Origin of the sequence: Paraburkholderia terrae, from assembly GCF_002902925.1 — a bacterium.
Lineage (GTDB): Bacteria > Pseudomonadota > Gammaproteobacteria > Burkholderiales > Burkholderiaceae > Paraburkholderia > Paraburkholderia terrae.
This window is the reverse complement of record NZ_CP026111.1, coordinates 1,544,906-1,566,611: the sequence shown is the minus strand read 5'-3', so window position 1 is coordinate 1,566,611 and position 21,706 is coordinate 1,544,906. Positions and strand designations below refer to the sequence as shown.

Sequence of the window (21,706 nt, the reverse complement as noted above, 5' to 3'; positions counted from 1 at the left end):
AGTGACGCGCATCCATGCGCAGGGAGCAAAAAATGAAGAAGATGATGCTTGGTGCAGCTATTGGCGTGGCGATGCTGGCGGCTTCGGCAGCTGCTTCGGCGCATGTCGACGTCGCCGTCGGACTCGGCGTGCCGGGTGTGATCGTGCCCGCCCAGCCGGTGTACGCTGCGCCCGCCCCCGTTGCCGTGGGCTACGGCTACGGCGACGACTGGCGCGAGCGTCGCGAATGGCGCGAGCATCAGTGGCGTGAACGCGAATGGCGCCGTCACGAAGCGTGGCGTGAGCATGAGTGGCACGAGCGTCAACGCGAACGCTGGGGTTACTGATCGTAGTGTCTGATCGCGCGTTGTGTCATTGAACGCGTGATCTTCTATCGCCTCGCTATGGCCGGAATCGAACCGGCTGTCGCGAGGCGATGTCGTTCCTGCTACATCACACGACTGGCTTCCACGGCCATGCGGGATACAAACCTCCGTTGCTCTCGACGCTGTCACGTTGCGGATCGCTGCCCTCGTCGGCGCGTTCGACGTCGGCATCATTTGCGCGCGTGTCGGTTTCATCGGGTGACGGCGCCGCTTCGGCTGCCTGTACGGGCTCTTCCGCGAAAGGCAGCGCATCGCCGAACCATTCGACCTCGCGCTTCATCGCGTCGACGTACGTGCGCCAGCCAGTGCGATCGTCCGCGAACAGATGGTCGTGGACTGCGAGTGCGAGGCGCGTGTAGTCCACCTGCTCTTCAAGCAGCAGCGCGGGCCATTCCGCAAACGATGCGCTTGCGCGTTTCGCAAACTCCGACGCCTTCATCTTCGGCGAGACGGCCGCGAGCCATGCGTGCCCAGCCAGTTCCGCATGGGCGTTCAACAGATGATGCACAGTGTGATGTTTTGCATCGGCGGCGAGCGCCGTGGAGAGGGTTTGCAGCGCGTCGCCGAGATGCAGCAGCAACGCGCGTCGTTCAAAAGCGTCTTTCATCGAAGCATGTCCATGCGTAAGTCGAGCGCGCCATTTTGAATGGCACGCGGTGTGAAGCGAAAATCGCGGCGCGCTATGAGCGTATGCCGAAAAAGCCCTGCCACAGCGAATCGAACAGACCCGCGCTGCGTGGTTCCTGCGCAGGCTTGTCGTGTTTCGTTGCTGCGGGCTGAGGTTGCGAAGGCGCGTCTTCCGCAACAGGTTCGCGTGATGACGCAGCCTTAGCGACGGGGTCCGCGCGATCGGCATCAGCCGTATCGGCGGACTCACCTGCCTGCGCTGCGTGCCGCGACTGCTGCAAGGCCCACACGCTATCGGCAATGCGTTGCGCCACGTCGGCGTCGCAATCGCGTCCGAGCAGCACGCCGAACAGCACGTCGCGGTTATGGCCTTCGTCGGCATAGCGCATGGCCACGCCGACCATCTGCGTGTACTTCGCCTCGGCCTCAGCCTTGGCCTTGCGCGCCCGCGCTGCCTCGACTTCGCGCTGACGCCTTTCGAGCGCCTCATACTGGCGCATCTCCTGCGCGTAGACGGCGTCGTAGACCTTGCGCTGACTGTCGTCGGAGAGGATCGCGTACGCGTCCTTGATCTCCTGGAAGGCCGCGCGTGCGACCTCTTCCTGTCCGGCGTTGCGGTCCGGATGCCACTTCATCGCGGCCTTCCGGTACGCCCGTTTGATCTCTTCCGAGGTGGCGTCTTGAGACACGCCAAGCTTCGCGTAAAGGGTTGCCATGTCGCGTTGGGTCTCGCTTGCAGACGGTTGCAGATGATGGTCGCGTTCATCGTAGCACGGCGCTCCTCGCCGCTCGAAACGAGGCTGGTCCGACAAAAAGCGCGAACATGTCCGCGCTTTTCGGGCACCGTTTTTGCGACTGCGATGGATGCGCGCATACAGCGTACGAGCGAGCGGCCATGACGAAAGACACCATCCAGCACGAACGACATCCTGACACGACCGATCGTGCCACGCCGCCCGACCACCCGGAAAAAGCCGGCGCGGAGTCACCGCACCTGGACGCGGACGAGCAGGACCAGGCCGCGCAACACACGGCGCCGCACGCGTTGATGCTGCACGAGATCGTGCGCGAAGAAGGCGAAGCCGCGCTGGAACGCACGGTCATGGCGCTTGTGTGGTCGTCGCTGGCAGCGGGGCTTTCAATGGGATTTTCGTTTCTCACGACAGCCGTTCTCCAGGCCGGCCTGCCCGATACGTCATGGCGGCATCTCGTGTCGAGCTTCGGCTACACGACGGGCTTCGTGCTCGTCATCATGGGGCGTCAGCAACTCTTCAGCGAAAGCACGCTGACTGTCGTGCTGCCCGTGCTGACGCGGCGCGATCTCGACTGCTTGGTGAAGGCGCTGCGCCTGTGGATCGTCGTGCTGTTCTGCAATCTGCTCAGTTCGTGGGCTTTTGCCGCGATGCTGCGTTTGCCCGGCGTATTCGAAGCGGACGTCGTCGATGCGCTCGACGAGACGGCGCGCTCCGCCGTTGGTCCCGCCAATACCTTTCCGACCTTCATACGCGCCGTGCTGGGCGGATGGCTGATCGCGCTGATGGTGTGGCTGCTGCCGAGCGCACGCTCCGCGCGGCTGCTGACCGTCGTGCTGATCACGTGGGTGGTCGCGGTGGCGAAGCTGTCGCACATCATCGCGGGATCGACGGAAGTCGCGTATGCGGTGCTGGCGGGCGACGCATCATTCGCCGATTATTTCGGCCGCTTCCTGATGCCGACGCTCGCGGGCAACGTGGTGGGCGGCATGACGCTCGTCGCGCTGCTGAATCATGCAGCCATCGCGCCGGAAATCAGCGAGCGGCGCTGACCATAGCTTGCGCTGCACCGTGCCCGTTCATGCGGCGCGCGTCTGAGTGCGCTTTCGTCGATGACGCTTGCTCATGCGAATGTGCGCTTGCGCACACAGCGCGCCCCACGCCGGCGCGCCGTCACAATTCGGACATACATGTCACGCAGTATCGGTCCCCGGAAATAAAAAGTAAGAAACCTTGCGTCCGGTCGCCAGACTGCTTTCTTTTGCCGTACGCGCCCGGCGCCGCCTTCATCGCATTGATCCTCCAAGGGACATTCCTGTGCTGCGCTCATCGCTCTTCACCCGCACCATGATCGGTGCCATCGCCTCGCTTGCGGCGCTCGCCGCTGCTCCCGCCGCTCACGCGTCCGTCGATCTGATCGCCATCGGCAAGCTCGACGGCAATCTGCTCGACAAATCGAAAGAGACGTCGGGCAAGCTCGAAAACGGTGCGCCCGGCAATCTGCTCGGCGGTCTCGGCTCGGGTATCGGCTACGCGGGTTGCCATACGTTCCTCGCCGTGCCCGATCGCGGCCCGAACGCGATCTCGTACAACGCGGCGATCGACGACACCGCGTCGTACATCAACCGCTTCCAGACGATTCGTCTGCGCCTGGAAGACGCGCCGAAAGGTGCGTCGCTGCCGTTCACGCTGACGCCGAAGCTCGTCGACACGACGCTGCTGCACACGTCCGATCGCCTCGTCTATGGCACGGGCGCCGCGTATGGGGTGCCGAACGGCGCGCCGAAGCTCAACCGCGACAACCACACGAACTACTTCACGGGCCGCTCGGACAACTTCGATCCGACGCATCTGTCGACGTATCCGCTCGACGGCCGCTTCGATCCCGAAAGCATCCGCATCGCGAACGACGGCGACAGCGTGTTCATCTCCGACGAATACGGCCCCTACGTCTATCGCTTCGACCGCAAGAGCGGCCGCCGCATTGCAACGTACAAGCTGCCCGATACGTTCGCCGTGTCGACGCTCTCGCCCGTCGGCAACGACGAGATCAGCATCAACACGTCGGGCCGCGTCGCGAACAAGGGCATGGAAGGTCTCGCGATCTCGCCCGACGGCACCACGCTGTTCGGCGCGATGCAAAGCCCGCTGATCCAGGACGGCGGCACGGACGCCCCATACACGCGCATCGTGAAGATCGACATCCGCACGGGCCGCACGACGCAATACGCGTATCAGCTGACGAACATCGGTACGGCGTCCAAGCCGAAGTACCCGACCATCAGCGACGTGCTTGCGATCAACGATCACGAACTGCTCGTCGACGAGCGCGACGGCAAGGGTCTCGGCGACAACTCGACGGCTGTGTTCAAGCAACTCAACCGCATCGACCTGACGGGCGCAGCGGACGTGAGCCAGGCAAGCGGCGCGAGCGGCCTCGCGCCGTTTGCGGTAAAGAAGACGCTGTTCCTCGATATCGTCGCGGCGCTGACGGCCCACGGCTATAACGCGAACGACATTCCCGCGAAGATCGAAGGCATTGCGTTCGGTCCGGACGTGACGGTGCGCGGCGTGAAGAAGCACACGCTCTACGTCGCGAACGACAACGACTTCATCGGGACCGTCACCGACACGAACCATCCGTCGGGTATCGCGAATCCGAACCAGTTCTTCGTGTTCGCGATCGACACGTCGGATCTGCCCGACTATGTCGCGCAGCGCCTGCCGGGCGTGTCGAAGAACGGCCGCGATCACGATCATGACAACGTCTGCGGCCGCGATGACGACGATCACGATCATGACCATGATGGCCACGGTCACTGATGTCGTGCATTGAGTTCCTGCGTCCCTGACGGACCGTGATGGGACGATGTAACGGGCCGGCCGCGGCAATCTGCGGACCGGCTCCTTTTTTTTTGGCTGATTCGGCTGATAGCCCGGCTGCGCTTCGACCCGCGCAGCGCCTGCACGCGTCGCTTCACGCGTATAGAATCGACGCATGAAGAAGCCTGTGTCCCCCGCTGTGCGCCGAGATACGCCACCGACCGGCATCATCGAGCCCGAGTTGCCGCTGCACGCGCCGAGCGTTGCATCCGTCGCGCTCGCCATGTCGATCGCACTGATTTCGTGGCTCGCGTTTGCCGCGCAGACGGACATCACCGTGCATCGCATGCTGTCGCGCGGCTTCGGCGTGATCGACGGCATCGAGCGGCTCACCAGCTATCTGACCAATCTGACCATTTTCACCTGCGCGCTGTGCTTCACCTGCGTCGCCTGCTTCCCGCGTCGCAGCCCGCCGCTCGTGCGCTTTTTCCGGCAACCCACGGTCGTGACGGCCGTGACCTGCTATATCGTGTTCGTCGGCGTTGCCTACAACCTGCTGCTACGCCATCTGTGGACGCCGTCGGGCTGGCGCATGCTGCTCAACGAAACCCTGCACACCGTCGTGCCGATGCTCGCCGCGCTCTACTGGCTGCTGTTCGTGCCGCGCTTTCACCTGACGCTGCGCCATCTGCTGGGATGGCTAGTGTTCCCGCTCGGCTATCTCGCGCTGACCCTGTTGCGCGGCGCGCAGTCGGACTTCTATCCTTATCCGTTCATCAACGTCAGCGAGCTTGGCTACGAACGCGCGCTGCTCAACGCGAGCCTGCTCGTGCTCGCATTCGTGCTGCTGATGGCCGTGTTTGCCGCCATCAATCAGCGGCGGCCGATGCCATCCTTCACGTCTGCCTCACCGCCTCGCCCACCAGAGACCGATCATGACAACAACCCGGCGTGAGTTCATCGTCGCGGGCCTCGGCTCCGCGGCCGGCCTGTGTGCAGCGCTCGCCGCGAGCCGCGACGCGCGCGCCGACGACAAACTGAGCGAGAGCGATCCCGCTGCGCAAGCGGTCGGCTACGTAATCGCCGCAGCGAAAGTCGACAAGGCGCGCTTTCCAACCTACCAGGCCGGGCAGACCTGCGCCAACTGCTCGCTGTTCCAGGGCAATCCAACGGATGCATGGGGCGGTTGCACGCTGTTCGGAACGAAGCAGGTGGCGGGCGGCGGCTGGTGCAGTTCTTACACGAACATGTAGTGCGCCTTGCGCTGGTGATGTTCGGTTAGTATTCGCTGGTATCTGCATGCGGCAGTGTCGTCGATGGCGTTGCGCCCTCGCGACGCCATAACAATCGCCCGAGAGATGCCAACGTCCGTCACGTCCAGCCGGCTGCCGTTTCCTGATCCATGCTCCCCTTCGCGGCGACGCCTCGTAGCGCTCGTTGCCGTGTGCCGCCTGCTCGCCCTCGCCTGTCTGCTCGTCATTGCGTCGCCATCCCGTGCGCAAGGCTCCGTCACGCTCTACGGGTTGATCGATACCAGCATCGAAGTGACCAATCCCGGCAGCGGCTATGTCGCGCGCATGGACTCGGGCGCGTATCGCGGCACGCGCTTCGGCCTGCACGGCAGCGAGCCGCTTGGCGATGGCAACAGCCTCGTCTTCACGCTGGAGAACGGTTTCGATTCGGCAGGCGGCGCGTTCTCGGTGCCGGGCAGCATCTTCAACCGGCAGGCGTGGATCGGCGCGCACGGCGCGTGGGGCGAGTTGCGCGCCGGCCGGCAGTATTCGCCCCTCTACATTCCGTTCAAGGGGCAACTCGACGCGTTCGGCGCCGGCACGATCGCATCCGGCCTGAACAACCTGTCGAAGATCACGCCCTACACCGACAACGCGTTCGCCTATCTGTCGCCGACCATCGGCGGCTTCAGCGCGACGGGCATGGTTGCGCTGCGTGATCCCGGCGACGACGGCAACGGCATTGGCGGCTACTACGTGACGGCTGAATGGGCACTCGGCGGCATGAAGCTGCTCTACGCGCACCAGCAGACACATGGCGACGGCGCCTTGCGCGCGAACTTCGCGGGCGCGTCGTACCAATGGGGCTCGCTCACGGGCTTCATCGCGTACTTCAACGGTGACGGCGGGACGCCGCGCTATCACGATGACGGCCTCTCGGTATCCGCCCTATGGCAGATCACGCCGCAGGCGAGTGCATCCGTCGGCTACGCGCACGCGCGCGACCGCAGCGGCGGCGACAACGACGCCGATCAGTTCAGCATCGCCTTCGACTATCAGGTGTCGAAGGCGCTGTTGCTATATCTCAGCGCCGCCGACCTCGAAAATCGCGGACAGGCCACGTTCACGCTGCGCGGCGTGAACGTGACGGGCATCCCCGTCGCTTATCCGGGGGCGCCCGTTCGTGGCGTGCAGATCGGAATGATCGAGCGGTTCTAGCGCGATGCACTATCGTGCGCGTCCAACTATCGTGCATGCGGTGGTTCTACGACGCATGCATCGTGATGCGTGGATGGATGGCACATGCATTGCGGAATTCATCGGTGTATCGAACTGCATGCGAGAGATCCTCACGATGAACCCGATCGCGTTTCGTGTGTTTTCTATTTCACCGTGTCGCATCGGCAAACGGCTGCATACGCCGATGCCACCCGAGGTCGAACCCGATCCGGCGCCGCCGCCCGACGACGATCCCGCCCCGGACCCGCACTCACCGCCTATCCCCGGGCGCGAACCGGACCGCGCACCGCCCAGCCAGGAGCCGCCCGCAGGCGATCCACCCGAGCGCGCGCCGCCTATGCATGCGTGTGCCGCCACGCGCGGATCGCACGGGCGTCACGCGCCTTGGTTTGCACGTCAAAGTTGAGAATCGAGCAGCGCGACCGCGCGATCGACGAGTTTCCTGGTCCATGGCCGCCTGTTCCAGTCGTCGAGCGTCACGCGTTTGGACTTCGCGAGATCGTCGGCGAAGATCTGCGTCTGAAGGCGCGCGAACGCCTCGTCGTAGATGTTGAGGTTGGCTTCGTCGTTCAGCTTGAACGAGCGCGAATCGAAATTGGTCGAGCCGACCGACACCAGGTAGTCGTCGACGACGAGCAGCTTGACGTGGAACATCGTAGGTTGATACTCGAACATCTGCACGCCCGCTTCGAGCAGCGGTCCCCAGCATGCGCGCGACGCCTCGCGCACGGTATGCGTGTCGATGTGCTTGCCGGGCGTGAGTATCCGCACATCGACACCCCGCTTCGCCGCTTCGACGATCGCGTTGATCGTCAGTTTGTCGGGCACGAAATAGGCGCTCGCGAGATGGATCGAATCCGTCGCCGCCGTGATCGCCATCAGATACATCAACTGCATGTCGTCGCTGCCGCCCGACGGTGAACTGCTGAACATGTGCGCGAGGCCATCGCCCGCTTCTTCCGCTTCAGGAAAATAGTCGGGCCCATGCAATACATTGCCGGTCGCCTTGATCCAGTTATCCATGAAGACGGCCTGCATATGTCCGACCACAGGGCCCGTCACGCGAAAATGCGAATCGCGCCAGTGCATGTCGTCCTGTGCATGTCCCGTCCATTCCTGCGCGATGCCAACGCCGCCCGTGAAGCCGATGCGTCCGTCGATCACCAGCAGCTTGCGGTGCGTGCGGTCGTTCATGCGGCCAAGCCCGGTCCAGTGCGGCTTGTGGTACTGAATCACTTCAGCGCCTGCATCTTTGAGCATCTGCAGATAGTGCCGATCCATCTTCTGCGATCCAACCCAGTCGAGCAGAACATGTACCGCAACGCCTGCGCGCGCCTTTTCCGACAACGCGCCGGCGATCTGCTCGCCGATCGCGCCGGACCAGTAGATGAACGTTTCGAACGTGATGGTTTTCTGCGCGCTCGCAATGCCCTCAAGCATCGACGGAAAAATCTCGTCGCCGTTGAGGAGCACGTCGAAGCGGTTGCCGGATATGACGGGCGGCCCCAGCAGCAGACCCATCGAACGGATGAACTGGGGATCGTCGCTGCCGTACCGGCGCTCGATCTTGTGCTCGATCTTCTTCTCGCCCGTCGACAGATTGGCGATCGCGAGCACCACGACGAGCGTGACGACGGCAGTGAGCAGGATCGTCAGCATGCGCCGCGTTCAGCGGTTGAGGAGGCGTCGAAGCGCACCGCGCCGCGTGGCCGCGAAGGCGCGCGTCGGGACGGTGGCTTTACCAGTCGGGATTGTTGACTTCCTGACGATAGCCATAGGCGTTATTGACGAGCCGATGCGGGCGCCCGCCTGCCTGCATCACCTCGCGCCAGCCGCTCAGCGTCGCAAGCGAATCCGTGTGCAGCACGGCGTACGGCTTGCCCGCAATGTCGCCGCCTGCGGCCGTGCCGGGAATGAACTCGATTGCAGTGTCGTCGACGGCGATCAGCATGCGCATGTCCGTTTGCAGGATCTGCATTTCATAGCGGGTGGCGGGCGTCATGGCGCGGCTCCTGAATGCATCGGAATTGTTCTACACCGTGCAGTCCGGATCATGATGCTCGACGGGCTGCGACGACGGTTTTCGATGGAACGGGCCGCGTGTCGTGGCGACAGACGAAGCCCAACCGCTCAATTGAAAGCAAGCGGCATTCCAGATGCATGTTCGAGACGGGACGCGGCTCAGGCCGGATGACCGGCAGGCGCGTTGAAAAAAAGACGGACGGAAGGGGTGAAAATTACGCGACGCTGCTCGCTGGCCTGCGCCGAGAGACGCGCCAGCTTCCTATGCCGTTCGGCGTCGAGGAGTCAGTCGATGGGCAACTGATCGCAGGCGTTGGTCGCCGTCGACGCGCAGATGAACGAGTAGTCGCCGCTCCAGCGCACGGCGGCGGCGCTCGCATGCACGGCGTCCTGGAAACCGGGCGACGTTTCCCACGCGATATAGCCGGAGCACAGCACGGCGGACATCACGACCAGCGAAAAGGCAATTTTTTCAAAGATCTGAAAACGGGGCGACATGGCAATCTCTTCCTTTAGAGCGCCATTTTATCTCAATACTAGGGTTTGTACCTAGGTCGAATTGCGGCTTTGCAACATGGCGGTGCGGAATTGCACCCTCGCGTGCGTCCCGCCTCGCTTGGAAAGAGGCCATGTCTCGGGGGAAAGGCTCAGAAAACGGGCAAATCTGGCGATGAAGCGGTGCGTGCCGTGCGCCGATTCGCGCAGGAGAAAATGGTCAGGCGCGCCCACTCGATGTCAGTCAAACGGCGCCTGCCGAAGGGGTATCAATCAGGCGTAAGGCGTTTCCGACTGACGCACACGGCCAGGCTGCGCTCGCGAAGCGTCCGCCGTCTTGCAGCCCGCCTCTTCCAGCACGGTCCGCGCACGATCGCGCATATCATCGGCGGCGAGTTGAGCGTCCGAGCCGCTGACCCAGACGGCGAGACGCACCACCGCGCCGCCCCCGCGCTGGTGATCCGCTGCCGTCACGACAGGCGCGAGCGTCGCGCCGCCCAGCACACGCGGATCGCTGGTAATCATCTTCCTCAGCGCCTCAATCGCGCAGGCGACGTCCTTGCGCTGCGCAATGTCCACTTTCACCTCGACGCGCTGCGTGCCGCCGCTGCTGTAGTTGATCACAGGATTGCTCCAGATCTGGCTGTTCGGCACGAAAACGGCATTACCGTCACTGCGTTCGATGCGCGTCGTGAACAGCCCCACTTCGCGCACGATGCCCGCCGTCGCGCCCGTGCCTTCGATCACGTCGCCGGCCCGGAATGGCCGCAGCATCAGCAACATAATGCCGGCTGCAATATTCTGCAGCGTCCCTTGCAGCGCAAGTCCGATTGCGAGTCCGGCTGCGCCGAGCACGGCCAGCACGCTCGCCGTTGCGACGCCGACTTCGCTGAGCGCCGCGAACAGCACCAGCACGCGCACGGTCCATGTGCCGATCGCGTTGATCATCGGCGCGAGCGTCGGGTCCGCGTGGGTGCGCGACATCGCCTTCGACAGCAGCGCGCCGAGCCGGTTGGACAGCCACCAACCGGCAATCAGGATCAGAATCGCCATGCCCGCATGCATCAGGTCATGCGTGAGCGTCACGAGCAGCGACGGTTGCAGGTGGAACATACGGGCGAGCAGATCATCCATGGTTCAAGGGTTCATATAGGTCGTTTGAAAAGGTGCAGCGCAAAGTCACCGTAATGCCTCGTAACGGGTGATGCCGGACAGGTTCGGGTGCGACGCGGCAAGCGCGGCTGACTTGCTCTACACTGGCGGCCCGAACGAAGTCTCGACAGAACACGCGGTTCCGTTGAGCTATTTCCGCCAATGCGCGTGCAAATGCGGTGCCTGAGCGCAGGCCCGCATGCACGACGGAAATCGCGCCCGTTATATGGGACGACGATCCATCTATCGATGAAAACACCTCCCGCCGACACCAGCGAACAGGTCAGCCCGACCACCGCCCCTGACGCCTTCGACAAACTCGTCGGCGACGCCGACCGCGAAGCCGAAATCAGCCTGCCTCGACAGACGCCGTTCCAGCGTTTCTGGTGTACGCGCGTGCTGTCGTCGCTGTCGTTCCAGATGCTCGCCGTTGCAATGGGATGGCACATCTACGCCCTCACCCACAGCGCATTCGCGCTCGGCCTGGTCGGCCTCGCGCAGTTTCTGCCGATGTTCGTGCTGACGCTCGTCGTCGGCCAGGTCGCGGACCGCTACGACCGGCGGCGCATCGCGTCGATCTGCCAGGGGCTCGAATGCGTGGCCGCGGCCCTGTTCGCGTGGGGCACGTTCGGCGGCTGGATCAGCGCGCCCGTGATCTACGTGCTCGCCGCCTGTGTCGGCGCGGCGCGCGCGTTCGAGTCGCCCGCTGTCGCGTCGCTGCTGCCCGGTGTCGTGCCGCGCGCGCAGCTCTCGCAGGCGACGGCGTGGGCCACCTCCGCGAACCAGGCCGCGCAGATCGGCGGGCCGGCGCTCGGCGGCCTGCTCTACGGCATCGGGCCGGGCGCGGCGTATCTCGCCTGCACGCTGTCGTTCGCGCTGGCGTCCGCCGCCGTCAGCACGATCCCGTTGCGCACGAAGCCCGTGCCGCGCGCGCCCGTGACGCTCGAATCGGTGTTCTCGGGCGTGCGTTTCATCCGCAGCCAGCCGGTGATTCTCGGCGCGCTGTCGCTCGATCTGTTCGCGGTGCTGTTCGGCGGCGCGACCGCGTTGCTGCCGATCTTCGCGCGCGACGTGCTGCATGCGGGGCCGCTCGGCCTCGGCCTGCTGCGTTCAGCGTCGGCTGTCGGCGCGCTCGGCGGCACGATCTGGCTTGCGCATTTCCCGTTGCGCAAGCGGCCCGGCGCGGCGATGTTCGGCGGCGTGATCGCGTTCGGCATCGCGACACTCGTGTTCGGACTGTCGCATTCGTTCATCGTGTCGCTGTTCGCGCTGATGGCGCTCGGCGCATCGGATGTGATCAGCGTGGTCGTGCGGCTGTCGCTCGTGCAGTTGCGCACACCCGACGAGATGCTCGGCCGTGTCAGCGCCGTCAATTCGCTGTTCATCGGCACGTCGAATCAGCTCGGCGAGTTCGAGTCGGGGGTGACGGCGGGCTGGTGGGGCGCACAAACGGCCGTGCTCATCGGCGGATGCGCGACGATCGCGATCGCGCTGCTGTGGATGAAGCTGTTTCCGGAATTGCGTCGCACGCGCTCGCTCGAGCGCGAAGAGCAGCACGAAGTGGCGGCCTGACGTCAGGCTTCTCCTGTGACCGACGCGCCGCGCCACGCCAGACAGGCGCTTCCGGCGCGCGCGAGCGATCAGGCGCGTTCATTGCACAGTGCTGAGCAGATCGGCTGCGAATTCACGCACCGCAGCCATCCATGCCAAGGAGACGCACATGCACCCGAGCCGACGCGCGTGTCGCATTCATTCGATCTACGCGCTCTTCACCATCACCGCGCTCGCAGCCGCGACGCTGATGCCGCTATCGGCGCGCGCCGACGACGCGCCCAGCCCCTGCACGGCGCTCAAGCGCATCGTCGCGGCCGCGCCCACGGGCTTTTCTCAACTGACGCCGGAGGACGGCAAAGGCGTCGCGCAGCCCTACGGCGCCGACGCGCAATGCGGTGCGGCCAAAGGCAGCTACGAATGCTCATGGACGCCGAGCGGCGGCGCAGGGTCGAGTGTGACTGCCTTGCAGGCGGTCGCGGCGGACATCGCCTCGTGCCTGCCCGACGCCACGCATGACGTGAATTCGCCTGCGCGTCAGCACTTCTATATCGGTCCGCGCGAAACGCGTACGCAAATCACCGCGATGCCCGCCGGCGCGAACAAGGTGAAGCTGGTGGTCTCCGGCAAATAGCGGGCAAAAAGCGCGGGCGGCGAAAAGCGGCCCCCGCCGCGACGCTATTCGACCCGATACCAGACGCGGATACCCGAATACCAGTGGCTCACGCTCGTATCGTCGCCCGAACCGAAGGTCGACAGGCTTTCGATGTTGATCACATCGACGTTGTGCTCCGCAAGCCACGCGTTCGCGCGGTCGACGAGCGCGGCGGCATTCTCGTACACATGTCCGCGGATCATGTGGCGTTGCAAGACCTGGCGTTCGAAATCCTGAAACGCGATTTTGCTCATAGCTTGTCTCCGTCAGGCTGTTTTTAATGGTTCGCGCCTGCCGATGAGTCTATCAATGGCGGGACGGGAGCGGCAATTGCTCGATCATCGACAGGCATTGTCAGGAGGGAGCGTCTCATGAGCAGCGAAAAGCAGCAAAAGGCAGCCACAACCAGCCCGGGCGGCGACATCGAACACCCGAAGCACCCGGTTCATAGCGACAACGAAAACAGCAAGATGCCAGAGCGTGACGACGATAACCGCAAGCGGTCGCCCGCGGATCACCCCGGCAAGAATTCCGGCGAGGGCGAAACGCCGGTTGGCTAGAAGGCAGCTGATACCGGCAAATTCCGGCTGATACAAATTGCGCGCAAGCGCGGTCATTTGTGGCAAGAAATACGGCGGCCTGCACATTTTGCAGGGCCGCCGCATTTTTTTCGGCGCGGCATGTGCATTGTGTGCCGTGCGACTCGACGCGCCCCGCATTTTTTACTGAATTATTTCTGGTTATTTTTTCGCCCCCTTCATCTACCTTTCCGCTTGCAGCGAAACATTTCGTAATGTGAAGCGTTCGCTGCCATCCGTTTAATGGAGCGAGCGGAAAACAATGACGACATCCTGCAAGGTTTCCATTTGCGTCCCGACCTGCAATCGGCCTGAACTGATCGTCGAATGTCTGGACTCGTGTCTGGCTCAGACACATACGAACATCGAAATTCTGATCGGCGACGATTCGAGCGACAGCCGCACGCAAGCGCTGATCGCAGCGCGCTACGCGCACGACGCACGCATTCGCTATGTGAAGAACGAGCCATCGCTCGGTCAGGCGCGCAACGTCGCGAGTCTTTTTGCGCGCGCCAGCGGCGACAAGATCGCATTGATTCACGACGACGACTACTTCGCCAACGACGGCATCGCGAGTCTGCTGGAACTATGGCAGCAGCATCCGCAACTCGAAGTCGCGTTCGCCGATCAATATGAAGTGGATGCGCAAGGCAACGTCGATGCATCGAAAAGCGCGGCCCTGAATGCCGACTTCCATCGCACGGCGCTCGCGCAAGGCTTGCAAAAGCAACCGGGACGCACGGGTCTCGTGCAGATGTTCCCGAACAACGGCTGGATGGCGAATGCGGATCTCGTCAAGCGGATCAGCTATCGCGACGACGTAGGCATGTGCTGCGATTACGTGTTCGGCTCGGAGTTGTGCCTTGCCGCTTCACAGGTGTATTACCTGCATCGCTATGTGTCGTACTACCGCAAGACCGATGTGTCGATTTCGCACAGCACGCGCGGCTCGACCTTCGCTGCTTCGCTGACGGCTTTCGAGTTCGTGACGGCACTCAAGCTCGACGCATCGCTCGAACCGGCTCGGCGGCTTGCGTTGCGAAGGCTCGCGCCCATCGTCGTGTCGCTGTACGCGAAGAACGATGCACCGCTTGCGGCACTGCGCGTAGCGTTCGAGCATCCGTATGCGTATGCATATGGTTTCGAAGCGCGGTTCTACTATCACCTGTCGCTGATCGCGCGCGCGTTCATCGCCATGAAGTGGCGCGGGCTGCCGCCGCCTTCGGCGCCGCGCTTCCCCTGAGTATCTTTCGCGCGCATCGCGCAGCAGTCAAAAACAGCATAAAAAAAGCGGCTCTTTCAAAGAGCCGCTTTTTGCATTTCAGCTTCGTGCGTCAGGCCGCACGCATCACGGCTCGTTGCGCAGGTAGCCTACCTTCGACGGATCGCGCATGCGGAACGACACGAGGCCCGCAATCGCGCACAGCACGGTCACATACCAGTAGAACATCGATTCGCTGCCTGCCTGCTTGAGCCACAGCGCGACATATTCCGCCGAGCCGCCGAAGATCGCGTTGGCAACGGCATACGACAGGCCGACGCCGAGCGCGCGCACTTCTGGCGGGAACATCTCGGCCTTGATGAGGCCGCTGATCGACGTATAGAAGCTCACGATAGCCAGTGCAATCACCACCAGCACGAACGCCATCACCGGGCTTGTCACGTCTTTCAGCGCGTGCAGCAGCGGCACCGTGCCGATCGTCGCGAAGAAGCCGAACAGCAGCATCGACTGACGGCGGCCGATGCGATCCGACAACGCGCCGAACGCGGGCTGCATGATCATGTACACGAAGAGCGCGCCCGTCATCACGTTGCTGGCCGTCTTCGGGTGCATGCCCGCCGTGTTGACGAGGTACTTCTGCATGTAGGTCGTGAACGTGTAGAAAATCAGCGAGCCGCCCGCCGTGAAGCCGAGCACCGTGAAGAACGCGCCCTTGTGCTTCCACATGCCGCGCAGGGTGCCCGCTTCCTTGCGCTGACGCGTCTCGGCCGTGGTCGTTTCGTCGAGCGAGCGCCGCAGGTACAGCGCGACCAGCGCGGCAAGCGCGCCGACCACGAACGGAACGCGCCAGCCCCAGGCCTTGAGTTCTTCCGTCGTCAGCAGTTGCTGCAGGATCACGAGCACGAGCAGCGCGAACAGCTGGCCGCCGATCAGCGTGACGTACTGGAACGACGCGAAGAATCCGCGGCGGCCCTTCAGTGCGACTTCACTCATGTAGGTTGCGCTGGTGCCGTATTCGCCGCCCACCGACAAACCCTGGAACAGGCGCGCAACGAGCAGCAACGCGGGCGCGAGCGCGCCGATCTGCGCATAGGTCGGCAGCATGGCGATCACGAGCGAGCCGCCGCACATCATGAACACCGACACCATCATCGCGAAACGGCGACCGCGCTTGTCCGCGAGGCGTCCGAAGAACCAGCCGCCGATCGGGCGCATCAGGAAGCCCGCGGCGAACACGCCCGCTGTGTTCAGCAGCTGCGCTGTGGTATCGCCTTTTGGAAAGAACGCCGGCGCGAAGTACAGCGCGCAAAACGAGTAGACATAGAAATCGAACCACTCGACGAGATTGCCCGACGAAGCGCCGACGATCGCGAAGATGCGGCGCCGGGTGTCGGAGGGAGTGAAGATGGTCGTGTCGGTCATGCTGGGTCGGTCCCTTCTAAGGTTTTTTTAGCGGTCGGGTGCCGCTTTGTGCTTTCTGATGCTGCCGCCAGGTTTGCAGTCAGGTTTCGGCCTGGTTGCAAGCAGGTTGCAGCGCGCCTGCGAGATTGTATAGATATGTAATGTTCTGCGCGGTCGGTATCTTAACGGATACCAGGGGATGGCGGCATGTGGATGCCGGTTGGTTTTGGTTTGGTTTGGTTTGGTTTGGTTTGGTTTGGTTTGGTTTGGTTTGGTTTGGTTTGGTTTGGTTTGGTTTGGTTTGGTTTGGTTTGGTTTTGGCCTTGGCCTTGGCTTGCTCGGGCTTTCGCTGGCATCCGCGATTCGTTAGCGTGCTTCACGCGTCGCCCCTGTGCGGGGCGGCACCTACTTTTCTTTGCCGCCGCAAAGAAAAGTAGGCAAAAGAAAGCGGCTAACACCGCCAGTTCTAGTTCTTGCCTGAGGGCCCCTACAAGGTCTTAGGGAGTGTCTGAATTTTTGTGTGCAAGGCAGATAAAAGCCTGCCATCTGGCAGGCTCGTCAATTGCATTCTACAAATGATTCCTTGTGAAGCGATCCTCGTAGAGGATCGCGAACTGGTTCATCGCGGCTTTCCAGTCATGCGCGGCACGGCTCCAGTCAGCCGTGATATTGCGCAAGGCCAGCCATAGCAGTTTGGTCGCGGCCTCGTCCGTCGGGAAGTGCCCACGCGTCTTGACGATCTTGCGTAGCCGGGCATTGACACTTTCGATGGCATTGGTCGTGTAGATCACCTTGCGAACCGCTGGCGGAAACGCGAAGAAGGGGATCACGCGATCCCAGGCCCGACGCCAGGCGGCCACCACCGTCGGGAATTTCTGGCCCCACTCACCCTGTTCGAACGCATCCAGTTCGGTCTGCGCAGCTTCAGCGCCCGTTGCCGAATAGATCGGCTTGAGGGCAGCAGCCAGCCCCCGCCGGTCTTTCCAGCTCGCGTAGTCCAGCGAGTGGCGGATCAGGTGCACGATGCACGTCTGGAGCGTGGTGGCCGGAAACACCGCGCCCAGTGCTTCAGGCATGCCCTTCAGTCCATCGGTGACTGCGATCAGGATGTCCTGCACGCCACGCACCTTCAGGTCGCTGAATACCTTCATCCAGAACTTCGCGCCTTCCGTGTTCTCGATCCACAGCCCCAGGATGTCCCGTGTGCCGTCCGGCAGGATGCCCAGCGCCAGATAGATCGCCTTGTTGCGCACCATCCCTTCCTCGCGGATCTTGACGCGTAGCGCGTCAAAGAACACTACCGGGTACATCGGCTCGAGCGGACGCGCCTGCCAGATACTCACCTCGTCCATCACGGCATCGGTCACCGAACTGATGAATTCCGGCGATACATCGGTACCGTACTGCTCGGCCAGAAACCCCTGGATCTCGCGCACTGTCATGCCACGGGCGTACATCGCGATGATCTTGTCGTCAAAGCCGGTAAAACGCCGTTCGTGCTTCGGAATCAGGATCGGCGCAAAGCTGCCGTCGCGGTCACGGGGAATCTCCAGGCGTAGCGGACCGTCGTCGGTCAGCACTGTCTTGCCGCTCTTGCCGTTGCGCTGGTTGGTCGCATCTTCTGGCCGCACGGCACCCGCCGGATAGCCCAGATGGTGTCCAAGTTCGGCGCCCAGCGCCCGCTCGATCAGCGCCTTCTTGAACGCCGCCGAAGCGGCATGCACCGCTTCGGCCGTCATCGGCCCCTTCACGAACTGGTCGATTAGTTCCTTCGGAATGGACGGCAACGCTGTCTGCGCTTCGGTGGTCGTCTTGGGTTTGCGTGGCATACATGCTCCTTGAGCTACATGTTATGCCTTGAACACAAAATCTATGACAGCCCCAGGTCTTACGCTTCACACGGCAGCCTTTCTGTTTGTGTGCGTTGCCAACGCTTCGAATGAACGCCTCACCCGCTTCGAATACCCGTACTCGGGCCAGCGGCAGCGAATGGTATGTGCCGCCCAGGTGGCAAACTGTGTGTAGGTTGTCGCGTCGTATAGCTCGGCGCTCTTACAAGGTGGAGCGTTCGCTATCGGGTTCGAAGTGAGGCGCGCGAGGCGCTACGGCCTACACACAGTTTGCCACCTGGGCGGCGGAGGAACATCTGGCACGGCGTGCTGCGACGCGGGCGCGCGCGGTTGGTGAGGCGTCAATTCAAAGCGTTGGCAACGAGAACATGAGTCACGTGATTGCCGTGTGAAGCATAAGACCGGTTGGGGGCCCTCAGGCAAATACAAGAACTGGCGGTGTGAGCCGCTTTCTTTTGCCTACTTTTCTTTGCGGCGGCAAAGAAAAGTAGGTGCCGCCCCGCACAGGGGCGACGCTTGAAGCACGCTAACAAAACGCGGATGCGAGCAAAAGCACAAGCAAACCAAACCAGCCGCACCGCGAACCCAAACCGAACCCAAACCCAGCCAGAAAAAACCCGATCAGACCCGCACGGCAGGCGCCGTATACCGACACTCGTAGCGTTTCCTCACAGTGCCGTTTTCGTCGACACTTTCCAGATACACATCAAACTGCCACAACCGAGCCATGTGCTTGAGCACCTCATCACTATCACCCGACAGGTGCCGGTTATCGCTCATAAAATGCCGCAACGTCAGACTACGATCGCCGCGCGTATTAACCGAATACACCTGAATATTCGGCTCACGATGATGCATATCGTACTGCCGCGACAGCGCCTGCCGCACATACCGATACCCGCTGTCATCGTGAATCGCGGAAACCTCGAGCGCATCACGCATATCATCATCGAGCACCGAAAAGAGCCGCATTTCACGGATCAGATGCGGCGACAGATACTGCGCGACAAAGCTCTCATCCTTGAAATTGCGCATGGCGTAATGCAACGCCTGCAACCACGGACTGCCCGCGAGCTCCGGAAACCACTTTCGGTCCTCTTCCGTCGGGTTCTCGCAGATGCGCCGGATGTCGCTCATCATCGAAAAGCCAAGGGCGTACGGATTGATGCCGCTGTAATACGGCTTTGTCACGGGCGGCTGGTAGACGACGTTGCTGTGCGAATGGAGGAACTCCATCATGAAGCCGTCTTCGAGCTTGCCCTCGTTGTACATCGTGTTGAGCAGCGTGTAGTGCCAGAACGTAGCCCAGCCTTCGTTCATCACCTGCGTCTGACGCTGCGGATAGAAGTACTGGCCGATCTTGCGCACGATGCGGATGACCTCGCGCTCCCACGGCTCGAGCAGCGGCGCGTTCTTCTCCGCGAAATACAGCAGGTTTTCCTGCGGCTCCGGCGGATAGCGCTCCTCCACTTCTTCCGGCAAAGGCGTGTGACGATTCGGCAGCGTGCGCCACAACTCATTCACCTGCGACTGCAGATACGCTTCGCGCTCGCGGCGCGCGGCGAACTCCTTCTGCAGCGACAGCTTCTGCGGACGCTTGTAGCGGTCCACGCCGTAGTTCATCAGCGCGTGGCACGAGTCGAGCAGTTCTTCCACGCGGTCGAGGCCAAAACGCTCTTCGCACTCCGCGATGTAGTTCTTCGCGTAGACAAGGTAATCGATGATCGCGTGCGCATCCGTCCACAGACGGAACAGGTAGTTCCCCTTGAAGAACGAGTTGTGCCCATAGGCCGCGTGCGCGATGACGAGCGCCTGCATCGTCATCGTGTTCTCTTCCATCAGATACGCGATGCAAGGGTTGGAGTTGATGACGATCTCATACGCGAGGCCCATTTGCCCGCGTCTGTAGCTTTTTTCAGTGGCAAGGAAGTGTTTGCCGAACGACCAGTGCCGGTAATTGACCGGCATGCCGACGGACGCGTACGCGTCCATCATCTGTTCAGCGCTGATGAGCTCGAGCTGGATTGGGTAGACATCTAGTTCATATTGCTCCGCAACATGCGAGATGTGAGTGTCGTACTCTTCGATCAGCTCGAAGGTCCAGTCGGACGGACACGGCAACGGCCTTCTGTCGGCAACGTTCATACGGACTTCCCTTTGCCCTTTGGTGGGCGCCCCGGTGGGTCCCCGTGCTGCAGCTGCGTCAGGCGCTACGCCTGCTCCGGCATCGGGCTCACGCGCGTCCTGCGCGTGTGCCGTGTTCGCCTCGGCATGCCCGGCCTTACTCTGCTTCGGCACGCCTTTCTTACGCTCGGGCTCGTACCCTCGCGCCTCGTTGTGCAGGTGACGAGTCGTCATGCGGCTTCCACCTGCTTTTCGAACAGCTCGCGGAACACGGGATAGATATCCGCCGCTGTTTCGACCTTCTTCATCGCCATATGCGGCTGCGACAGCGCGAGTTGCGCATATTCGAGCCACAGGTTCTGCTCTTCAGGCGTAACCTGAATGTACGCAAAATACCGCACCTTCTCGAGAATGTCATCTCTGAGTATCTTGCGGCACTTCGGCGAGTCGTCGGTCCAGTTGTCGCCGTCCGAAGCCTGCGCGCCGTAAATATTCCATTCAGTCGGCGAGTAGCGTTCGTCGAGAATCTTCTGCATCAGTTCCAGCGCGCTCGATACGACCGTGCCGCCGCTCTCCGTCGAATGGAAGAACGTGTCTTCGTCGACTTCTTCCGCGCGCGTATGGTGGCGGATGAACACCACCTCGATCTTCTCGTAGTTGCGCTTGAGGAACAGATACAGCAGGATGAAGAAGCGCTTGGCGAGATCCTTGCGCTGCTCGTCCATCGACCCCGACACATCCATCAGACAAAACATCACGGCCTGGCTGGACGGCTGCGGCTGCTTCACGCGGTTCACGTAACGCAGATCGAATGGGTCGATAAACGGAATGCGCCAGATGCGGCCGCGCAGATGATGGATTTCGTCTTCGAGCACCTTGATCTCGTCGCGACGGTCAGCGGGGTCCGCCTTCATCTCTTCGAGCTGCTTTTCGAGTTCGTGCAGTTCGTTGACGAGTGGCGCGCCGAGCGCGATACGCCGGCCCAACGCGCTGCGCAGCGAACGTACCACGTCGATGTTGTTCGGCGTGCCTTCCGCAGCCCAGCCCGCGCGGATGCTCTTCCACGTCGGCACGGCAAGCAGATGGGTCTTCACGAGACGCGGCAGTTCGAGATCGTCGAAGAAGTACTGCATGAACTCTTCGCGGCTCAGTTCGAAGACGAAATCGTCCTGCCCTTCGCCTTCGTTGCTGGCGCTGCCACCGCCGCCGCTGCCGCCGCCCCCTTGCGGACGCGGGATCTTGTCGCCGCGGATATAGTCCGCGTTACCCGGATGCACCATTTCGCGCTTGCCGCCCGGACCATGCCGGAACGACGGTTCGGCGATGTCCTTGCGCGGAATCGTGATGCTCTGGGTGTTTTGGATATCCTTGATACTACGGTCGCGCACCGCTTCCGAAACAGCGCGCCGAATGTATCCCTTTACGCGACGCAGAAAGCGTTCGCGGTTTGCAATGCTCTTGTTCTTGCCTGCCAGCCTGCGGTCGATGATTTGATGAAGCACATCCAGTCTCCCGCTCCGATTTGGAATACGCGGGGCGCAAGTTGCGCATGCAATCTTATGTCCATGCGGCTCGCGCCTCGCAGGAGGCTCGCGCGAACCGGGTGAAGCGAACCCGT

At 62.4% G+C, this 21,706-nt stretch carries 21 protein-coding genes; 10 read left to right on the top strand and 11 right to left on the bottom strand.

The annotated features are described in order from the left end of the window. The first annotated feature begins 32 nt into the window (after nucleotides 1-32). Nucleotides 33-326 (top strand): hypothetical protein, encoded by a 294-nt coding sequence (locus tag C2L65_RS07030; protein WP_042315264.1) that lies wholly within the window; start codon nucleotides 33-35, stop codon nucleotides 324-326. A gap of 106 nt (nucleotides 327-432) precedes the next feature. Here the strand turns inward: C2L65_RS07030 and C2L65_RS07025 are convergent, their stop codons facing one another. Further along, nucleotides 433-972 (bottom strand): hypothetical protein, encoded by a 540-nt coding sequence (locus C2L65_RS07025; RefSeq protein ID WP_042315263.1) that lies wholly within the window; start codon nucleotides 970-972, stop codon nucleotides 433-435. A 73-nt stretch (nucleotides 973-1,045) separates the two neighbouring features. After that, on the bottom strand, nucleotides 1,046-1,708 hold the full coding sequence (locus tag C2L65_RS07020) for a J domain-containing protein (RefSeq protein WP_042315261.1): 663 nt from the start codon (nucleotides 1,706-1,708) through the stop codon (nucleotides 1,046-1,048). A gap of 179 nt (nucleotides 1,709-1,887) precedes the next feature. Between C2L65_RS07020 and C2L65_RS07015 the strand changes: the two genes are divergently transcribed. From C2L65_RS07015 to C2L65_RS06995, 5 genes are all read left to right on the top strand, one after another. Then, complete coding sequence (locus C2L65_RS07015) at nucleotides 1,888-2,796, top strand: formate/nitrite transporter family protein (RefSeq protein WP_042315260.1); 909 nt, start codon at nucleotides 1,888-1,890, stop codon at nucleotides 2,794-2,796. 265 nt (nucleotides 2,797-3,061) lie between these two features. Beyond that, entirely contained in the window at nucleotides 3,062-4,567 is a 1,506-nt protein-coding gene (locus C2L65_RS07010; protein WP_063769799.1) for an esterase-like activity of phytase family protein, read from the top strand. A gap of 175 nt (nucleotides 4,568-4,742) precedes the next feature. Continuing rightward, nucleotides 4,743-5,522 (top strand): Pr6Pr family membrane protein, encoded by a 780-nt coding sequence (locus C2L65_RS07005; protein ID WP_042315258.1) that lies wholly within the window; start codon nucleotides 4,743-4,745, stop codon nucleotides 5,520-5,522. Then, nucleotides 5,503-5,820 carry a high-potential iron-sulfur protein gene (locus C2L65_RS07000; protein WP_042315257.1) on the top strand — a complete coding sequence of 106 codons (318 nt, stop codon included), beginning with the start codon at nucleotides 5,503-5,505 and terminating at the stop codon, nucleotides 5,818-5,820. Before C2L65_RS07005 ends, C2L65_RS07000 begins: the two co-directional genes overlap by 20 nt. Before the next feature lie 105 nt (nucleotides 5,821-5,925). Then, entirely contained in the window at nucleotides 5,926-7,017 is a 1,092-nt protein-coding gene (locus C2L65_RS06995) for a porin (RefSeq protein WP_103254518.1), read from the top strand. A 417-nt stretch (nucleotides 7,018-7,434) separates the two neighbouring features. Here the strand turns inward: C2L65_RS06995 and cls are convergent, their stop codons facing one another. The 4 genes from cls to C2L65_RS06970 all read right to left on the bottom strand — a co-directional run bounded on the left by cls (nucleotide 7,435) and on the right by C2L65_RS06970 (nucleotide 10,689). Continuing rightward, nucleotides 7,435-8,697 (bottom strand): cardiolipin synthase, encoded by a 1,263-nt coding sequence (cls, locus tag C2L65_RS06985; protein WP_042315254.1) that lies wholly within the window; start codon nucleotides 8,695-8,697, stop codon nucleotides 7,435-7,437. Between the two features lie 79 nt (nucleotides 8,698-8,776). Beyond that, the gene (locus C2L65_RS06980) at nucleotides 8,777-9,040 is read right to left on the bottom strand and encodes a hypothetical protein (RefSeq protein ID WP_042315253.1); all 264 of its coding nucleotides are present in this window, start codon (nucleotides 9,038-9,040) and stop codon (nucleotides 8,777-8,779) included. Nucleotides 9,041-9,345: 305 nt separating this feature from the next. Then, on the bottom strand, nucleotides 9,346-9,558 hold the full coding sequence (locus C2L65_RS06975) for a hypothetical protein (RefSeq protein ID WP_042315252.1): 213 nt from the start codon (nucleotides 9,556-9,558) through the stop codon (nucleotides 9,346-9,348). A gap of 270 nt (nucleotides 9,559-9,828) precedes the next feature. Beyond that, nucleotides 9,829-10,689, bottom strand: coding sequence for a mechanosensitive ion channel family protein (locus C2L65_RS06970; RefSeq protein ID WP_042315250.1), 861 nt, complete (start codon nucleotides 10,687-10,689; stop codon nucleotides 9,829-9,831). A gap of 267 nt (nucleotides 10,690-10,956) precedes the next feature. Here C2L65_RS06970 and C2L65_RS06965 point away from each other — a divergent pair, with 267 nt between their 5' ends. Both C2L65_RS06965 and C2L65_RS06960 read left to right on the top strand, forming a co-directional pair. Continuing rightward, nucleotides 10,957-12,279, top strand: a complete 1,323-nt coding sequence (locus C2L65_RS06965; RefSeq protein WP_233446480.1) for an MFS transporter — start codon at nucleotides 10,957-10,959, stop codon at nucleotides 12,277-12,279. Between the two features lie 148 nt (nucleotides 12,280-12,427). Then, nucleotides 12,428-12,892, top strand: coding sequence for a hypothetical protein (locus tag C2L65_RS06960; RefSeq protein ID WP_042315249.1), 465 nt, complete (start codon nucleotides 12,428-12,430; stop codon nucleotides 12,890-12,892). Between the two features lie 44 nt (nucleotides 12,893-12,936). Here C2L65_RS06960 and C2L65_RS06955 read toward each other — a convergent pair whose 3' ends face one another. Continuing rightward, complete coding sequence (locus C2L65_RS06955; protein ID WP_007586962.1) at nucleotides 12,937-13,167, bottom strand: hypothetical protein; 231 nt, start codon at nucleotides 13,165-13,167, stop codon at nucleotides 12,937-12,939. A gap of 117 nt (nucleotides 13,168-13,284) precedes the next feature. On the opposite strand from C2L65_RS06955, the gene C2L65_RS06950 reads away from it, so the two are divergent. Both C2L65_RS06950 and C2L65_RS06945 read left to right on the top strand, forming a co-directional pair. Then, entirely contained in the window at nucleotides 13,285-13,473 is a 189-nt protein-coding gene (locus C2L65_RS06950; RefSeq protein WP_042315248.1) for a hypothetical protein, read from the top strand. A 280-nt stretch (nucleotides 13,474-13,753) separates the two neighbouring features. Beyond that, nucleotides 13,754-14,734, top strand: a complete 981-nt coding sequence (locus tag C2L65_RS06945) for a glycosyltransferase family 2 protein (RefSeq protein WP_042315247.1) — start codon at nucleotides 13,754-13,756, stop codon at nucleotides 14,732-14,734. A gap of 105 nt (nucleotides 14,735-14,839) precedes the next feature. On the opposite strand, the gene C2L65_RS06940 is transcribed toward C2L65_RS06945, so the two are convergent. From C2L65_RS06940 to C2L65_RS06925, 4 genes are all read right to left on the bottom strand, one after another. Beyond that, nucleotides 14,840-16,135, bottom strand: a complete 1,296-nt coding sequence (locus C2L65_RS06940) for an MFS family transporter (protein ID WP_007586954.1) — start codon at nucleotides 16,133-16,135, stop codon at nucleotides 14,840-14,842. Between the two features lie 548 nt (nucleotides 16,136-16,683). Next, nucleotides 16,684-17,943: an IS256 family transposase gene (locus tag C2L65_RS06935; protein WP_103254517.1), complete on the bottom strand. Its 1,260-nt coding sequence runs from the start codon at nucleotides 17,941-17,943 to the stop codon at nucleotides 16,684-16,686. Nucleotides 17,944-18,585: 642 nt separating this feature from the next. Beyond that, nucleotides 18,586-20,322 carry a SpoVR family protein gene (locus tag C2L65_RS06930; protein WP_042314769.1) on the bottom strand — a complete coding sequence of 579 codons (1,737 nt, stop codon included), beginning with the start codon at nucleotides 20,320-20,322 and terminating at the stop codon, nucleotides 18,586-18,588. Further along, entirely contained in the window at nucleotides 20,319-21,590 is a 1,272-nt protein-coding gene (locus C2L65_RS06925) for a YeaH/YhbH family protein (protein WP_042314770.1), read from the bottom strand. Before C2L65_RS06925 ends, C2L65_RS06930 begins: the two co-directional genes overlap by 4 nt. Nucleotides 21,591-21,706: the final 116 nt, after the last annotated feature.

Coding starts and splice junctions, on each gene's coding strand:
- C2L65_RS07030 (WP_042315264.1), top strand. CDS start 33: ATGAAGAAGATGATGCTTGGTGCAGCTATTGGCGTGGCGATGCTGGCG.
- C2L65_RS06930 (WP_042314769.1), bottom strand. CDS start 20,322: ATGACGACTCGTCACCTGCACAACGAGGCGCGAGGGTACGAGCCCGAG.
- C2L65_RS06950 (WP_042315248.1), top strand. CDS start 13,285: ATGAGCAGCGAAAAGCAGCAAAAGGCAGCCACAACCAGCCCGGGCGGC.
- C2L65_RS07000 (WP_042315257.1), top strand. CDS start 5,503: ATGACAACAACCCGGCGTGAGTTCATCGTCGCGGGCCTCGGCTCCGCG.
- C2L65_RS07005 (WP_042315258.1), top strand. CDS start 4,743: ATGAAGAAGCCTGTGTCCCCCGCTGTGCGCCGAGATACGCCACCGACC.
- C2L65_RS06995 (WP_103254518.1), top strand. CDS start 5,926: ATGCCAACGTCCGTCACGTCCAGCCGGCTGCCGTTTCCTGATCCATGC.
- C2L65_RS06940 (WP_007586954.1), bottom strand. CDS start 16,135: ATGACCGACACGACCATCTTCACTCCCTCCGACACCCGGCGCCGCATC.
- C2L65_RS06975 (WP_042315252.1), bottom strand. CDS start 9,558: ATGTCGCCCCGTTTTCAGATCTTTGAAAAAATTGCCTTTTCGCTGGTC.
- C2L65_RS06935 (WP_103254517.1), bottom strand. CDS start 17,943: ATGCCACGCAAACCCAAGACGACCACCGAAGCGCAGACAGCGTTGCCG.
- C2L65_RS06970 (WP_042315250.1), bottom strand. CDS start 10,689: ATGGATGATCTGCTCGCCCGTATGTTCCACCTGCAACCGTCGCTGCTC.
- C2L65_RS07015 (WP_042315260.1), top strand. CDS start 1,888: ATGACGAAAGACACCATCCAGCACGAACGACATCCTGACACGACCGAT.
- C2L65_RS06945 (WP_042315247.1), top strand. CDS start 13,754: ATGACGACATCCTGCAAGGTTTCCATTTGCGTCCCGACCTGCAATCGG.
- C2L65_RS06965 (WP_233446480.1), top strand. CDS start 10,957: ATGAAAACACCTCCCGCCGACACCAGCGAACAGGTCAGCCCGACCACC.
- C2L65_RS07020 (WP_042315261.1), bottom strand. CDS start 1,708: ATGGCAACCCTTTACGCGAAGCTTGGCGTGTCTCAAGACGCCACCTCG.
- C2L65_RS06955 (WP_007586962.1), bottom strand. CDS start 13,167: ATGAGCAAAATCGCGTTTCAGGATTTCGAACGCCAGGTCTTGCAACGC.
- C2L65_RS06960 (WP_042315249.1), top strand. CDS start 12,428: ATGCACCCGAGCCGACGCGCGTGTCGCATTCATTCGATCTACGCGCTC.
- C2L65_RS06980 (WP_042315253.1), bottom strand. CDS start 9,040: ATGACGCCCGCCACCCGCTATGAAATGCAGATCCTGCAAACGGACATG.
- C2L65_RS07025 (WP_042315263.1), bottom strand. CDS start 972: ATGAAAGACGCTTTTGAACGACGCGCGTTGCTGCTGCATCTCGGCGAC.
- cls (WP_042315254.1), bottom strand. CDS start 8,697: ATGCTGACGATCCTGCTCACTGCCGTCGTCACGCTCGTCGTGGTGCTC.